The following is a 14,293-nucleotide window of genomic DNA, read 5'->3' as shown; positions in this document are numbered from 1 at the left end:
ATCGATGTTCTATGAACCGGAGACCTGGGTTGCGATCGCGTTCGTCATCTTGATGATCGTGTTCGGCTATTTCGGCGTCCATCGCACGCTGCTGACGGCGCTCGACCACCGCGCCGAACGCATCAAGGCCGAGCTCGAGGACGCCCGCCGTCTGAAGGACGAGGCAAATAAGCTGCTCGGCGAGTACAAGGCCCGCCGGACCAGCGCGGAGCGCGAAGCCGAGGAGATCATCGCCAGCGCCAAGGCGGAGGCCGAGCGAATCGCAGCCGAGGCCAAGACCAAGATGGAGGATTTTGTCGCCCGGCGGACCAAGACCGCCGAGAGCAAGATCGCCCTGGCTGAGGCGCAAGCCCTGGCCGACGTCCGTGCCGCCGCGGCGAACGCCGCGGTCACCGCCGCCTCGACCATCCTGTCGCAGTCGGTCAAGGGCTCGGTCGCCGACGACCTCGTCAGCAAGGGCATCGCAGAAGTTCGCTCCAAGCTGAACTGAAGCCGACACCATCCACAACAAAAGCCGGCGCGAGATGATCGCGCCGGCTTTTTGTTTGGATGGTCAGCTCTCTCAGCCGCGGCCCGCTATCGCTTCTTGTGGCCGCGCGGCTTGGGTTCGGGCTTCAAGGCCTGTGGGTCGAAGCCGATGTAGAAGACGTAGTTGTCGTTGTCCGCAGGCGACGGCGCCGGATAGACGACATCCTCCGCGACGAGGCTGAACGGCACGCTGCCGGTCTCGTCGATCTGGACCGTGGTCGTGTAGGCCTTGGTCATGATCGTCTTCTCGCCGACGCCGCCCTGCACCACGGCAACGCGCAGCGGCACCTCGACCGTCGGCGGCGCACCCGAGGGGCCGACGATCACGCGGCCCTGGATTCCGATCTTTGCGGTGATCTGACCATGGTCCAGGTTGCATTGCCGCGCCATACGCGAGATCGACGCCTGGAACTTGATGTCATTGCCGATCGGCTGCTTGCCGGGCGCGGCCACCGCGTAGGTGGAAGCGCCGGAGCGGACCTGGACCGGCGGGCACGTCAGCTCGGCATCGTTCTCGTTGAGCACGGGCGGTGCGGCGGGCGTGGCCGGCTTCGAGGAGTCCGAACCGCCGCCGAACAGGCTCTTGAAGCGATCGCTCAGGGACTGCGCTGGCGCTGCCGACGGCAGCAGGGTTGCACTGAGACCAATCGATACCGCCGCCGCGATCGCGAGCCTGATCACCCTGTCACCCATCGATATCCTCAAAGCCTCCCATCGAGGTTCCTGTTGCGCGGGCGTTATAGCAAGGCAATGGCGGCGAACCCAAGGCATGTCGGGAGTCGTCGGGGCGGTTATGGCATCAGCCAAAAGACTGAGATCAACCGCGGAAATCCTCGTGCAGCAGGCCGAACAGCAGATGATCCTGCCAGATGCCGTTGATGCAGAGATAGCGCCGCGCCAGGCCCTCGCGGGTGAAGCCGCACTTCTCCAGCACCCGGATCGACGGGGCGTTGGAGGGGATGCAGGCCGCCTCGATGCGATGCAGGTTGAGCTCGCCGAACAGCGAGGGCAGCAGCACCCGCAGCGCGGTCGTCATGTAGCCGCGATCTGCATGGGGCTGGCCGACCCAGTAGCCGATGGTTCCGGCCTGCACGATGCCGCGGCGGACATTGGCGAGCGTGATGCCGCCGATCATCACCCCATCCGATTCGCGGAAGATAATGAACGGATAGGAGCGGTCGGTCGCGATGTCCTCGGCGTAGCGGCGCAGCCGGCGACGGAAGCCCGAGCGGGTCAGATCGTCGGAGGGCCAGATCGGCTCCCACGGCGTCAGATAGGCCCGGCTGAATTCGCGCAACTGCGCCCATTGCGGGAAGTCCGACATCTGCGGCGCCCGCAGCAGCAGCCCGTGGCCGCGCGGCATCAGCGCGGCCGGTCCGCTGGATGGCAAACGAAACAGGGCCATAGCCCAATACTCCCCCGCCGGACCACCTCTCCTCCCTCGCCCCGCCCTTGCGGGGAGAGGATCGGGGCGAGGGGGCTCTCCGCAGCTTCGATTTTGCGGCCCGACCCCCTCACCCGGCGCTTCGCGCCGACCTCCCCCACGCAAGAGCGGGGCGAGGTGAAACTCCTTCTAATGCAGCAGCGTCTTTGCCTTCGACTGCGTCAATCCTTCCGCAAAAGACACCGCCGTGTCCAGACCCCTGCCGCTGCCCAAGGCGACAACCGCGGGACGGCTGCGCGACAGCAGGGCGCGGGCAGCATCGCGGGTCGATTCGACGCTGACCGCATCGATCCGCGCCACCAGCTCTTCCACGGTCTGCGGCCGGCCGTAGGCAAGCACATGGCGGGCCAACTGCTCGGCCCGGGCCGAGCAGCTTTCCAGCGCCATCAGCAGGCCGGCCTTCATCTGCGCCTTGGCCCGCGCCACCTCGGCTTCCGTCAGCGTCTCCACCGCGTCGTTGATGACGTCGACGACGACCTCCATCATTTCAGGCGCGTCGGCGGGATCGGTCCCGGTGTAGAGGCCGAAGAATCCGGTGTCGGTGTAGGGGGCATGGAAGGTGTAGATCGAGTAGCACAGCCCGCGCTTCTCGCGCACCTCCTGGAACAGCCGCGACGACATCCCGCCGCCCAGCGTGTTGGTGAATACCTGGAGCGAGAACAGCGAGGGATCGGTCTGCGGCACGCCTTCGAGCGCGAGGGTCAGATGCGCCTGCTCGAGCTCGCGATGCACCACGCGCGATCCGCCCTTGCCGAACGTCGCGACTTGCGGCTTCGGCGCCGGCGAGGCGTCGAAGCCGGCGAACTTCCGCGCGACGTCCTCGACAATGCGCTTGTGATCGACGGCGCCGGCGGCGGCCACCACCATGTCGGGCGCGCGGTAATGCGTCGAGAGATAGCCGCGCAGCATGTCGCGGTCGAAGCTCTTCAGCGTCTTCGCGGTTCCGAGCAGCGAGCGGCCCATCGGCTGGTCCGGATAGCAGAGCTCGTTGAGATGCTCGAACACGACGTCGTCGGGCGTATCCTGCGCCGCGCCGATCTCCTGCACGATTACGCTCTTCTCGCGCTCCAGCTCATCAGGCACGAAGGACGGGTTGGCGAGGATATCGGAGAGCACGTCGAGCGCCAGCGCGACGTCGGCCTTCATCACCCGCGCATAATAGGCCGTGGTCTCGGTCGAGGTCCCGGCATTGAGGTCGCCGCCGACCGCCTCGATCTCCTCGACGATCTCGCGCGAGGAGCGCCGCGCGGTGCCCTTGAACGCCATGTGTTCCAGCAGATGCGAGATGCCGTGCTCGTTCGGCTTCTCGTCGCGGCCGCCGACGCCGGCCCATACGCCGAGCGACGCGGTTTCCAGATGCGGCATGGTGTCGGTGACGACGGTCAGGCCGCTCGGAAGTTTGGTGACTTCAACGCTCATCCGATAGCTCCCTGCTTGGCGGCACGGCTGACCGACAGCACGAAGCGCTCGACCTCTGCGGCATCATTCTTCATGACAGTCATCTGTTCTGACTTGGTCATCAGGCCGCCGAGCCAGGCCGGCAGATGCGGGCGCACCCCGCAGGCGGCCTCGACCGCGTCGGGGAATTTCGCCGCATGCGCGGTCGACAGCACGATGTTGGGAATCTTCGAGTCCGAGGTGTCGCGGTCCGCGACCGCCAACGCGACCGCAGTATGGGGATCGACCAAATCGCCCGCCTCGCGCCAGGCGGCACGGATCGCCGCCGCCGTCTCGGTCTCGTCGGCGCGGCCGGCGTCGAAATCTTTTCGCACGGCGGCGAGCGTCGCATCCGGCAGCGCGAACCGGCCGGACTGCTTCAGCGAGGCCATCAGGCGGCGGATCTGGGCGGCGTCGCGGCCGCTCGCCTCGAACAACAGCCGCTCGAAATTCGACGACACCTGGATATCCATCGATGGCGATGTCGTGGCGTGGACCTCGCGCACCTCATAATTGCCGGTCTTGAGCGTGCGCGGCAGGATATCGTTGACGTTGGCGGCGATGCGCAGCCAGCGGATCGGCAGCCCCATCCGCTTCGCCACATAGCCGGCGAAGATGTCGCCGAAATTGCCGGTCGGCACCGTGAAGTCGACCGTCCGCTGCGGCGAGCCGAGCGCGACCGCCGACGTGAAGTAGTAGACCACCTGCGCCACGATACGCGCCCAGTTGATCGAATTGACGCCCGACAGCGAGACCGCATCGCGGAAGCGGTGATTGTTGAACATCTCCTTCACGATCGCCTGGCAATCGTCGAAGGTGCCCTCGATCGCGAGCGCGTGCACGTTGGCAGCGCCGGTCGTCGTCATCATGCGACGCTGCACCTCGGAGATGCGCCCATTCGGGAACAGCACGACGAGATCCACGTTGTCGAGACCCGCAAACGCCTCGACGGCGGCACCGCCGGTGTCGCCCGAGGTCGCGACCACGATGGTGGTGCGCTCCGCGCGCTTGGCGAGCACGTGATCCATCAGCCGCGAGATCAACTGCATCGCGACGTCCTTGAACGCCAGCGTCGGACCGTGGAACAGCTCGAGCACAAATTGATTCGGCCCGATCTGGCGGAGCGGCACCACCGCCGGGTGGCGGAAGGTGGCGTAAGCCTCGTTTGCCATGCGGCCGAGATCGGCATCCGAAATCTCGCCGGCGGCAAACGGACGGATGATCTCGACCGCGACCTCCCAATAGGGCCGGCCGAACAAGGCGGCGATGGCCTCGGGCGTGAGCTGCGGCCAGGCCTCGGGCACGTAAAGCCCGCCGTCCCGGGCGAGCCCGGTCAGCATCACATCGCAGAAGCCCAGAACCGGAGCTTCGCCCCGGGTCGAAATATAACGCGTCAAACTGCCCTCCAAAGGCTTCGATCCGAGCCCTAAGCCTTTGATATCATGGAATTATCATGTTCGCCGCCTGCGAACCGAAGGGCCACCATAGAAGATCGGGCCGACAAAGGGTAGCCCGAACGACGGGTTCGAGAGGCCGCTTGAAACGGCCAGCGGCCCATGACCGAAATGAAGTGAAGGACCACCCTGCGTCGTCGTCGCGGCGAAGGCCGGGACCCATACTCCGCGGCGGGTGTGGTGAACGGGACTCTCTGTTCGTCGTCCCGGCGAAAGCCGGGACCCATAACCACCGCGCTTGATGATGAACGGGATGGTGGCCCCAGCGTCCCGCAACGATGAGCAGTTGGGGTAATGGGTCCCGGCCTTCGCCGGGACGACGGTGGGGATAGGTCTCGCTCGATGCCTCAACGCCGTCATTGCGAGGAGCCAACGGGTCGCGCGAACGCGCGCGCGATGACAGCCTCCGCGACGAAGCAATCCATCGCTCCTCATATGCGGGACCATGGATTGCCGCGGCGCTACGCGCCTCGCAAATGACGGGGATAGCTCCAGGTTCACATCTCAAGCAGCGCACTGTCATCACCCGCGAAAGTCCGGGATAACCTCGCGACCGTGCCAAGTTCTCCGCTGTCGTCCCTGCGAAAGCCGGGACCCATAACCACAGGATTGCGCTGTTGAAGCGCACTGTGGCTCCAACCTCGCAAGACAGTGCGCAGTCGTGGTTATGGGTCCCGGCTCAAGGCCGGGACGACAGCGAGTATGTGGCGCAGCTTGTGAGTCATACATTCGCATTCTCGTGACATATTTTGTGCGAGCTTTGCATCTTATCCGCCCTCTCGTGAGCAGAGGGCGCAGGGAAAGCCGGGTGCCGATCGCACCCATGGGCCCCGAGCAGTGGTAGAAAGCTCGGGCGTAACCAGAGCAATTCCGGCTTTCCCTGCGCGATGGGTTACGGCTTATACGTGCTCGCCCCGGCGAGACTGGGCTTGGTTGTCACCGTCTCGCGAAGATGCTGCGCATCTCGCGGAAGACACCTGCCACTAGGTGTGAGCTCAGGCACGGGCCCGCCACAGCGTGGCCGCAAGCAGGATGAACGCAGCGCAGGTCCATAGCGACTGCCAGTTGGCCGGTCCTTCGTTGAACCCTGCATAGATTGCCGCTGCAGAAAAGATGCCTGCGAATAGCGATTCCGCCATCGGGCGGAGTCCTTTCTTCGGAGGATTGAGCAGCGTCGCAGCCGCAAAGGGCACCGCTGCCATGGTGAGAGCCGCGTAGGGAAAATCAATGAAGCGTGGATCAAACACAAGGCCGAGTGCGATCGCCGTGCCGATCACGACGGTGACGATCCAGGCCAATCCGTGCATGGTCGCGAGCACCGATTCGGTCTGGTGGCCCTGCGGACCCAACAACTCCAGAAAGCTGGGCGGTGCGCGGCCCGACATCAGGGCGTTGGCGCCAAACAGCGGCGAGGCCGTTGCCGCCGCCAGAAGCGAGCCCCAGAGAAGCCAGCCACCTGCTCCATAACTCTCATAGACCATTTTTTGAGCGGCGACCCCAAACAGGATTCCTGCTGTCGTCGCCGATAGCGCGAGCGCAATCCACAAGCCGAAGTCGAGCTCTCCCGGCTTTCCGCGCAAGGTCAGCCATGCCGCGCCAAATACCAGGACCGCCAGCGCCATTCCGCCGCACATTTGCAGCTTCCAGAACGGAAAGTTGCTGATCGGGACGCCGGGCGGATACTTCAACGTACGCTGCTCGGAATCGAACAAGCCCCAATATCCGCCGATCGTCCCCTCGATCTCCCGCTTCCAGGATTCATCATAGGCCTCGAACAGGTTGACGCGGAAATGTTCGCGCCGCGCCAGCTCGAGCACCTCCGAGACCACCCGCGCCTGGTTGACCGGCGACGCCAGTGACGACCCGCGCATTCGTCCCTCGCTCGGCCAACCTATTTCTCCGACCAGGATTTCCTTGCCCGGAAAAGCCGCCGCGACCCGTCGGCGGATCGTGTCGGCGTGAGCCGCGGCATGTTCTGCCGGGATTGGGACATTCTCCCAATAGGGCAGGATATGGACCGTGACGAAATCGACGGCGTCACCAAGCTCGCGATTGCTCAGCCAGAACTCCCAGACGTCGGCATAAGTGACGGGGACGGTGACCTGCGCCTTGATGGAGCGGATCGTGGCGGCGAGATCGGAAACGGACATTTCCTTACGCAACAAGACCTCGTTGCCGACCACGAGCGCGATGATGGTTTCCGGATATTGCTTGGCGAGCCGTATCCCCGCCGAGATCTGCGTTGCATTCTTTCGCCGGTCACGATCAAGAAAAATGCCCTGAATGACTTTCAGCCCCACCCTGGCCGCCAGTTCGGGAATCTGATCGAGCCCAAGATCGGTCGCATAGGTACGAATGCAGTCGGTTATCTTCGCAAGCTGGGCGAGATCTTCCGCGATCTGCTCCCGCGACACCTGCGTCGCCGGCGAAAGCGACGTCTGATTGCTGCGGAAGGGGGCGTATGAGATGCACTGGACTTTATGATTGGGATCGATCGGTGCGTAGGCTAGGTCGGCTGGCAGGCCCAACCACCACCACACCGCGGCAATGGCGCCCAGCGATATCAGGAGGAGCGTCAGCGGGATGCGGGGCGAAACCAGTTCCGTCCTCCGTGCAGGAATGACTTGCTGGGCGTCCTCGATGCGCGAGGCTGGCGACTTAGGGAAATGCGTGCTGGCCAAGCATATATCATGCGATCACGCCGCAAGTGTGTTTTTCTTGCTCACCGAGATTTGGCGTGGGTGTTCGAGAGGAAAGTGGGCGTGGCGGATTTTGAGGACTTAAAGCTGCTCTGCGGCGAAGTTGAAACACCGCACTGTTACCGGAGTTGAGAATGGGCCGCCGGCCCTCCACATGAGACCGCGCCTCCCAATCCGCGACAGCGGCTTGTCCTTGCAAACCTCCACCGACGAGTAGGCTCATGCGACCTCACATCATCTGCCATATGGGCACGTCCATCGACGGCAAGCTTCATCCCAGCCGCTTCACCAAGCCGGCTGCGGGCATCTCCGCCGACGTCCTGCGCTCGCACTACGAGAGGATCCATGACGGCTTCAATGCCGACGGATGGATCATCGGCCGCGTGACCATGAACGAGATGGCCAAGGGGTCCGAACGGCACATCGCCAACCCGCCGAAGCTGCCGCGGGAGCCGCACCTTGCGAAACGCAACGGCCGCAAGCTGGCGGTCGGCATCGATCCCGCGGGCCGCGTGCATTTCGGGAAAGACAATGTCGGCGGTGATCACGCCGTTGCGGTGCTGGGCGAGCAGGTCTCCGACGCCCATCTCGCCGAACTGCGCGAGGACGGCGCGTCCTACATCTTTGCCGGGCCGAGGGGCGATGATCTGCCGGGCGCGATGGCGCAGCTTGCTACGCTGTTCGGCGCCAAGACGCTGCTGCTCGAGGGCGGCGGTGGCATCAACGGCGCCTTCTTCAAGCATGGGCTGATCGACGAATTCAGCACGTTGATTCAGCCGGCCGTTGACGGCGTCGCCGGCGCGCAAAGCATCGTCGACTATCACGGGCCGGAAGGCGATCGGCCCGGTGCCGGGCAATCGCTTCGGCTGACCCACTGCGAAACGCTCGAGGGCGGCATGGTCTGGCTGCGTCATGCCGTCGAGCGCGCACCGGATTGAGCTTACCTGCGAGCTTCGCCGTTCCGGCAGCCCGCGAGAAAGAACGCAACGGCGCGCGCCACATGCGCGTCGATCTCGGGGTCAAGCACCTTGAGGTCGACCTCATACAGCGCCCTGAGCAGCATCGGCACCGCGACGAGGTCAAGAAATAGCCGCGCGGTCGTCGGCAGATTCTCGGGAGCGAACGCGGGCAGCGTCGCGATCTCGTCGGACCGAGTGAGGTCGCGCAACAGGTGGACGCCAAGCTCGGTGCTGAGCTCGCGTGCCCGACGATTGACCGTGGCGGCGAGATCCGGAAAGCGGCGCGCCTCCGCGATAGCGAGCCGCATCAGTCCGATCCTGTCGGTATCGAGCCCCCAGTGCAGCATGGTGGATGCCGCGCTGGTGAGGCGCTCCTCGACCGTGGCGCCGGTCGGTGCCTCGACCTTGTACTCCGCGATGCGCGCCAGGATGTCCCGCGTCACCACTTCGGTGAACAGGGCGCGCTTGTCCTCGAAGCGGGCATAGATCGTGCGCTTTCCGGAGCGGGCGACCTCGGCGATCTCGTCGATGCTCGCGCCTTCAAACCCGCGCTGCAAAAACACCGTACGGGCGGCGTCGAGGATGCGCTCATCCACCTCCCCGATCAGTTCCTTCGGCGGGCGTCCCAGGCGCACCTCGGCCCGCTTGGGCCGCGATGATGGTGTTTTCTTCAAAATGCTGGTGCTCATTACATCGGGTTCCATCGCCGATGAGCGGCGTTGCGGATCAGCCTACCTCCATCAAATCTACTTGTAAATAGAACGATACTGTACCGTTCCTATTGACGCAGCGCCGAAGCGAGACTATTTGCCGCACAGAAGGAAACGATATCGTTCCTTTATGCGAGGCTCTCGCAGATGCGAGGTCCTCGCGGACCTCGCGGAAGCAGGAGCAGCGATCATGTTCGAAGACCATGTTTTGGAACGAGGCGCACCGGGACTGGAGGGCGTTGGAAGCCCACCTGCTGATGCGACCTCGCATGAGCCCAGCGTCGAATCCCGCAAGCCGGAACCCACCGCGCGTGCTCCCGCAGCGAAAGACCCTCCTTCCGGCAAAGCACCGCAGTCCGAGACGGCCGCGCCACAGGCCCCTGCCAAGGCGCCCGGGAACAACTTCCTGCGCCGCCGCCCCGCGGTCTCCGCGATCGGCGCCGTGCTGGTCGCTGCCGCGCTTGGCGGCGGCTATCTCTACATGGACTATTCAAGGCATTTCGAATCCACCGACGACGCCTTCATCGCGGCCCGGCAGTCCGCGATCGCGCCGAAAGTGGCCGGATACATCACCGCCGTTCCGGTGACCGACAACGAACACGTCGCCGCCGGCCAGGTGATCGCCCGTCTCGATGACCGCGACTACCGCGTCGCGCTCGCGCAAGCCGAGGGCCAGGTCGCGGCGGCGCGCGCCAGCATCGAGAACATCGACGCGCAACTCGACGTGCAGCAGGCACAGATCGGCGCCAACCAGGCACAGGTGGATCAGAGCCAGGCGGCGCTGGTGTTCGCCCAGCAGCAGGCGGCGCGTTACCAGCACCTGGAGCAGACCGGCTACGGTACGGTTCAGAACTCCCAGCAGTATACCTCGCAATTGCATCAGCAGCAGTCCGCACTGGTCAGCGCGAAGGCGACGCTCAACCTGGCGCAGCGGCAGATCGAGGCGCTGAAGGCGCAACGCAAGAGCGCGGTCGCGAATCTCGCGCAGGCCGAGGCCCAACGCGACCAGGCCAAACTCAATCTGTCATACACGACGGTGACGGCCGCCCAGTCGGGGCGCGTCGCCAACCTCTCGGCCGCCGTCGGCCAGCTCGCGCAGACCGGCACCAACCTCACGATGTTCGTGCCTGACGAGATCTGGGTCACCGCCAACTTCAAGGAGGTCCAGCTCGCCCGGATGCGGCCGGGACAGAAGGTGACGCTGAAGATCGACGCTTATCCGGGACGCACGATCAACGGCCATGTCGCGAGCGTGCAACCGGGATCCGGCACCGCGTTCTCACTGCTGCCGGCCCAGAATGCCACCGGCAACTACGTCAAGATCGTGCAGCGCGTGCCGGTCAAGATCGTGATGGACAACCCGCCGGCCGACGTCGCGCTCGGCCCGGGCATGTCCGTGGTCCCGACCGTGCGCATCGATCCCTCGCCGTCGCTGCTCGAGCGCCTTGGAAAGCTGGGTGACGGGAGGCTGCCATGAGCGCCGCTGCGATCGATGCCAGAAGCGCCCCGGCGCCGAGCGCCACCCCCTGGCTGATCGCCATCGTGGTTGGGCTGGCGAGCTTCATGGAGGTGCTCGACACCACGATCGCCAATGTGGCGCTGCCCTATATCGCAGGCGGCATGGGGGTCAGCGAGGACGAAGCTTCCTGGGTCGTGACGACCTATCTGGTCTCCAACGCCATCATCCTGACCGCCTCCAGCTTTCTTGCGCGGATGCTGGGCCGCAAGACGTTCTTCTTGATCTGTCTCGGCATCTTCACCGTGAGCTCGATCCTGTGCGGGTTCGCGCCCAGCCTGAACGCGCTGTTGCTGTTCCGGATTCTGCAAGGCCTCGGCGGCGGCGGCATGGTGCCGGTCGCGCAGTCGATTCTCGCCGATGCGTTTCCGCCGGCGAAGCGCGGCCAGGCCTTCGCGGTGTTCGGCGTCGCCGTGGTGGTTGCGCCGGTGGTCGGGCCGACGCTCGGCGGCTGGCTGTCGGACAATCTCTCCTGGCACTGGTGCTTCCTGATCAACGCCCCGGTCGGTGCCTTTGCGATCGCGCTGATCGCGGCGGTGCTGCATGAGCCTGCCGAGCAAGCCAAGGGCGCGGAGCAGCCAGACAACAGATTCGATTTCATCGGCTTCGCGCTGGTTGCGACCTTCCTCGGCGCGCTCGAAGTGGTGCTCGACCGCGGCCTGGAGGACGACTGGTTCGCCTCCTCCTTCATCGTCACGTCAGCGGTGATCTGCGCCACGGCGTTCGTGCTGATGATCCCCTGGGAGATGACCCGGCGCAATCCGATGATCGACCTGCGGATGGTGGCAACCCGCCAGTTCGGCGCCTGCTTCCTGGTGATGCTGGCGACCGGTGCCATCCTGCTCGCGACCACCCAGTTCCTGCCGCAGCTCGTGCAGCAGGATTTCGGCTACACCGCGACCTGGGCCGGCCTCGTGCTGTCGCCCGGCGGCGTCGTCACCATGCTGATGATGTTCGTGGTCGGCCGCCTCGCCGCCAAGGTGCAGCCGAAATATCTGATCGTCGTCGGGGCGGTGATCATCGCGATCTCGATGTATGGCATGACCAACGTGTATGGCGACCTCGGCTTCTGGTTCATGGCGCGCACGCGCATGCTGATCGGCGTCGGCCTGCCCTTGATCTTCGTGCCGATCATGACCGCGTCTTATGACGGCATTCCGCCTGACAAGACCGACCAGGCCTCCGCGCTGATCAACGCCGCGCGCAACACCGGCGGCTCGATCGGCGTTTCGATCGTGTCCAACGTGCTGGCGCATCGCGCCCAGTTCCACCAGAGCCGGCTGGTCGAGCAGGTGACGCCGTCAAGCCCGCAATATCAGGATACGCTGCATCAGGTCACCAACTTCTTCGTCGCTCAGGGCAGCTCGCTGGCGCATGCGCACGATCAGGCGATCCAGTGGATCGGCCAGCAGGTGCAGACCCAGGCGTCGTTCCTGTCCTACATGGACGCATTCTGGGTGCTGATGCTGATCTCGCTCTCCGCCGTCCCGCTCGCGCTGACGCTGCGCAAGATCAAGCTCGGCGGTGCTGCTCCTGTTGGCCATTGAGCCGGCCGACGAACGCGCGCGTCTCTCCCGGCAGCGCGCGTCTTCAGCGATGGCGGTTGACGCCGCGGATGCTGGCACGGCGTGCAATGAACTGCTTCATCACTGGAAGAAAGAACGCCTTGCTGAACCGGCCCAGCGGCGGCGCCGGTTCAAGATAGAATGATTGGTCGACAAGGTCCTGGTTGTATTCATCAAGGATAATCCAGAGACGCAGTGTCGCCTCAAGCCCGGCACGACGTTTCTCGATCTCGGGAATCTCGATCGCGAAGCGATCGGGTGCCGGCGGTTGACTGGTGATCGGGAATAGCACCAACAGGTCGCCGCCCTTTGCGCGGGCGATCCTGACGCCGACTGCGACGGGGCGAGGTTTACGGCCCTCGGTCTCGCCGCGTTCAGCCTCGCGCATCCACAGATAAGGAAATCGGATCACGCTGCCGGTGCGAAGATCGTCGAGAGTCACGTCTCGTCGCTCTCTTGCTCATAGGCGCTGACCGCTTGCTTGAGACCCTCAAACACGTCGTCGGGCATGGTCTCGAGCCGCCCGGCGCTCCGCGTATCTGCCCGGGTAACGAGGCGTCGGTAGTCTTCAATGCTCAGCAGCACCAAGCGCGGCTTGCTCCGCTGGGTGATGGTCACCGGGCGCCGAAGCGCTTCAGCGATAATGTCCCCCGACTTCCGCGAGAGATCGCTGGTCGAGTACTCGGTCATGGCTGGCCTTCCATAATTGCTGTAATATACAGTAATTATGTAAATGCTGCAAGGAGGGTTTCAGGCCCCCTTGCGCCGCTGGCCGCGCCACCACAGGCCAAAGGCGATGATGACGGCGGCGGCCAGCGAGAACCAGGTGATGGCGTACTGCATGTGGTCGTCCTTGAGATGCACCTGCAGCGGACCTGGCTTCGGCGTCGCGCTGTCCGGCACCGGCGCTTCGAGGTCGATGTAGAACGGCGCCACCTCGCCCCAGCCGAGCGCCTGCGCCATCCCGCGATGATCGCGCGCAAACCACAGCCGCTTCGGCACGTCTGCCGCCGGCGTCAGCCGCCCGGGGCGCTCGGGAAACCGAATGTAACCGGTCAGGGTGACCGGCTGGCCGGTGACGAGACCGCCGACGACGCGGTCCTCGACAGAACGGTCCTGCATCGTGTTCTGCACGAAACCGGCATTGATCACGATGGTTTCGCCGCTCGGCAGCTTCGCCGGCAGGAACGCCCAGGTGCCGGGGCCGCTGATATCGGCGCGGACGGCGGAGCCGGAGCTGTAGACCATCGCATCCGGCAACTTCGTGTAGGTTGCCGTGAAGGTGACGCGACGGAATTCATCCTTGGCCGACGTCAATGTTGGCCACAACGACGGCTGCGGCAACGCTTCCGGCGCCGCCGCCAGCCGGGTGTCGAGCTGCGCGATCAGGGCGTGCTTCTCGACCCGTCGCTGCAATTGCCAGATGCCGAGACCGACAAAGACCACGATCAGGATCAGCGTGAAGATGCCGAAGCCGGCGGCGCCGGGCCGGCGCATAGCTGTGCTGCTCATGACGGGTCGCGGCGGATCAACTGGCCTTCGGCGGCCTTGTGGTGGAATTGCAGCGCGATCAGCAGCGACTTCATCGATCGCAACGGCAGGATCGTGGTGACGATGATCAGCGGCAGCCATAGCGCCGCATGCACCCAGAACGGCGGCTGGTACTTCACCTCGACGATCAGCGCGGCCGCGACCACGATCGCACCCGCCAGCATGATGACGAAGATTGCCGGACCGTCGCCGGAATCAATGAAGGCGTAGTCGAGGCCGCAATTCTCGCAGCGCGGCGCGAGCGTGAGGAAACCTGAGTAGAGCTTGCCCTGGCCGCAGCGCGGACATCTGCAGGCGATGCCGCGCAAGGCGCTCTCGGTCACGGTGGGTGGTGTATCCGTCATCAGTTCTCTTCGATCATGATGCGATGACGAGCAAGCGCATCACGATCTCATCTCCTTGTTGGAGCACGGTCTCCGCGCACGCTCCG

The 14,293-nt window shown here is 64.8% G+C and carries 14 protein-coding genes; 4 read left to right on the top strand and 10 right to left on the bottom strand.

What is annotated here, in order from left to right; genetic code table 11:
- Positions 1 to 4 precede the first annotated feature (4 nt).
- Positions 5 to 490, top strand: a complete 486-nt coding sequence (locus P6U30_RS04975) for an ATP F0F1 synthase subunit B (RefSeq protein WP_407168416.1) — start codon at positions 5 to 7, stop codon at positions 488 to 490.
- Positions 491 to 576: 86 nt separating this feature from the next.
- Here P6U30_RS04975 and P6U30_RS04970 read toward each other — a convergent pair whose 3' ends face one another.
- The 5 genes from P6U30_RS04970 to P6U30_RS04950 form a co-directional block, all read right to left on the bottom strand.
- The gene (locus tag P6U30_RS04970; RefSeq protein WP_407168415.1) at positions 577 to 1,221 is read right to left on the bottom strand and encodes a hypothetical protein; all 645 of its coding nucleotides are present in this window, start codon (positions 1,219 to 1,221) and stop codon (positions 577 to 579) included.
- A 124-nt stretch (positions 1,222 to 1,345) separates the two neighbouring features.
- Positions 1,346 to 1,933: a GNAT family N-acetyltransferase gene (locus P6U30_RS04965; protein ID WP_407150301.1), complete on the bottom strand. Its 588-nt coding sequence runs from the start codon at positions 1,931 to 1,933 to the stop codon at positions 1,346 to 1,348.
- Positions 1,934 to 2,101: 168 nt separating this feature from the next.
- The gene (locus P6U30_RS04960) at positions 2,102 to 3,391 is read right to left on the bottom strand and encodes a M16 family metallopeptidase (RefSeq protein WP_407168414.1); all 1,290 of its coding nucleotides are present in this window, start codon (positions 3,389 to 3,391) and stop codon (positions 2,102 to 2,104) included.
- Positions 3,388 to 4,806: a threonine synthase gene (gene thrC / locus P6U30_RS04955; RefSeq protein WP_407168413.1), complete on the bottom strand. Its 1,419-nt coding sequence runs from the start codon at positions 4,804 to 4,806 to the stop codon at positions 3,388 to 3,390. Before thrC ends, P6U30_RS04960 begins: the two co-directional genes overlap by 4 nt.
- A gap of 1,052 nt (positions 4,807 to 5,858) precedes the next feature.
- Positions 5,859 to 7,421 (bottom strand): beta-(1-6) glucans synthase, encoded by a 1,563-nt coding sequence (locus tag P6U30_RS04950; protein ID WP_407170353.1) that lies wholly within the window; start codon positions 7,419 to 7,421, stop codon positions 5,859 to 5,861.
- A 362-nt stretch (positions 7,422 to 7,783) separates the two neighbouring features.
- Between P6U30_RS04950 and P6U30_RS04945 the strand changes: the two genes are divergently transcribed.
- Positions 7,784 to 8,500 carry a dihydrofolate reductase family protein gene (locus tag P6U30_RS04945; RefSeq protein WP_407168412.1) on the top strand — a complete coding sequence of 239 codons (717 nt, stop codon included), beginning with the start codon at positions 7,784 to 7,786 and terminating at the stop codon, positions 8,498 to 8,500.
- A 2-nt stretch (positions 8,501 to 8,502) separates the two neighbouring features.
- Here P6U30_RS04945 and P6U30_RS04940 read toward each other — a convergent pair whose 3' ends face one another.
- Positions 8,503 to 9,210, bottom strand: a complete 708-nt coding sequence (locus tag P6U30_RS04940) for a TetR/AcrR family transcriptional regulator (protein WP_407168411.1) — start codon at positions 9,208 to 9,210, stop codon at positions 8,503 to 8,505.
- 211 nt (positions 9,211 to 9,421) lie between these two features.
- Between P6U30_RS04940 and P6U30_RS04935 the strand changes: the two genes are divergently transcribed.
- Together P6U30_RS04935 and P6U30_RS04930 are read left to right on the top strand one after the other, a co-directional pair.
- Complete coding sequence (locus tag P6U30_RS04935; RefSeq protein ID WP_407168410.1) at positions 9,422 to 10,708, top strand: HlyD family secretion protein; 1,287 nt, start codon at positions 9,422 to 9,424, stop codon at positions 10,706 to 10,708.
- Complete coding sequence (locus P6U30_RS04930) at positions 10,705 to 12,294, top strand: DHA2 family efflux MFS transporter permease subunit (protein WP_407168409.1); 1,590 nt, start codon at positions 10,705 to 10,707, stop codon at positions 12,292 to 12,294. Before P6U30_RS04935 ends, P6U30_RS04930 begins: the two co-directional genes overlap by 4 nt.
- A 43-nt stretch (positions 12,295 to 12,337) precedes the next feature.
- Here the strand turns inward: P6U30_RS04930 and P6U30_RS04925 are convergent, their stop codons facing one another.
- The 4 genes from P6U30_RS04925 to P6U30_RS04910 are packed head-to-tail and all read right to left on the bottom strand — an operon-like array spanning position 12,338 to position 14,207.
- On the bottom strand, positions 12,338 to 12,754 hold the full coding sequence (locus P6U30_RS04925; RefSeq protein WP_407168408.1) for a hypothetical protein: 417 nt from the start codon (positions 12,752 to 12,754) through the stop codon (positions 12,338 to 12,340).
- Entirely contained in the window at positions 12,751 to 13,002 is a 252-nt protein-coding gene (locus tag P6U30_RS04920; RefSeq protein WP_407168407.1) for a type II toxin-antitoxin system prevent-host-death family antitoxin, read from the bottom strand. Before P6U30_RS04920 ends, P6U30_RS04925 begins: the two co-directional genes overlap by 4 nt.
- 60 nt (positions 13,003 to 13,062) lie before the next feature.
- The gene (locus P6U30_RS04915; protein ID WP_407168406.1) at positions 13,063 to 13,824 is read right to left on the bottom strand and encodes an SURF1 family protein; all 762 of its coding nucleotides are present in this window, start codon (positions 13,822 to 13,824) and stop codon (positions 13,063 to 13,065) included.
- Positions 13,821 to 14,207 (bottom strand): DUF983 domain-containing protein, encoded by a 387-nt coding sequence (locus P6U30_RS04910; RefSeq protein WP_407168405.1) that lies wholly within the window; start codon positions 14,205 to 14,207, stop codon positions 13,821 to 13,823. The genes P6U30_RS04915 and P6U30_RS04910 overlap by 4 nt, the downstream gene beginning before the upstream one ends.
- Between the last annotated feature and the right edge of the window lie 86 nt (positions 14,208 to 14,293).

This window comes from Bradyrhizobium sp. ORS 111 (assembly GCF_045571485.1).
Lineage (GTDB): Bacteria > Pseudomonadota > Alphaproteobacteria > Rhizobiales > Xanthobacteraceae > Bradyrhizobium.
Note: the sequence above shows the minus strand (reverse complement) of the source record. Positions and strands in the feature narration are given on the sequence as shown.

Bases quoted from the DNA above. Each gene is read 5' to 3' on its own strand.
- P6U30_RS04975 (WP_407168416.1), top strand. From the start codon at position 5: ATGTTCTATGAACCGGAGACCTGGGTTGCGATCGCGTTCGTCATCTTG.
- P6U30_RS04970 (WP_407168415.1), bottom strand. From the start codon at position 1,221: ATGGGTGACAGGGTGATCAGGCTCGCGATCGCGGCGGCGGTATCGATT.
- P6U30_RS04965 (WP_407150301.1), bottom strand. From the start codon at position 1,933: ATGGCCCTGTTTCGTTTGCCATCCAGCGGACCGGCCGCGCTGATGCCG.
- P6U30_RS04960 (WP_407168414.1), bottom strand. From the start codon at position 3,391: ATGAGCGTTGAAGTCACCAAACTTCCGAGCGGCCTGACCGTCGTCACC.
- P6U30_RS04945 (WP_407168412.1), top strand. From the start codon at position 7,784: ATGCGACCTCACATCATCTGCCATATGGGCACGTCCATCGACGGCAAG.
- P6U30_RS04940 (WP_407168411.1), bottom strand. From the start codon at position 9,210: ATGAGCACCAGCATTTTGAAGAAAACACCATCATCGCGGCCCAAGCGG.
- P6U30_RS04935 (WP_407168410.1), top strand. From the start codon at position 9,422: ATGTTCGAAGACCATGTTTTGGAACGAGGCGCACCGGGACTGGAGGGC.
- P6U30_RS04930 (WP_407168409.1), top strand. From the start codon at position 10,705: ATGAGCGCCGCTGCGATCGATGCCAGAAGCGCCCCGGCGCCGAGCGCC.
- P6U30_RS04920 (WP_407168407.1), bottom strand. From the start codon at position 13,002: ATGACCGAGTACTCGACCAGCGATCTCTCGCGGAAGTCGGGGGACATT.
- P6U30_RS04915 (WP_407168406.1), bottom strand. From the start codon at position 13,824: ATGAGCAGCACAGCTATGCGCCGGCCCGGCGCCGCCGGCTTCGGCATC.
- P6U30_RS04910 (WP_407168405.1), bottom strand. From the start codon at position 14,207: ATGACGGATACACCACCCACCGTGACCGAGAGCGCCTTGCGCGGCATC.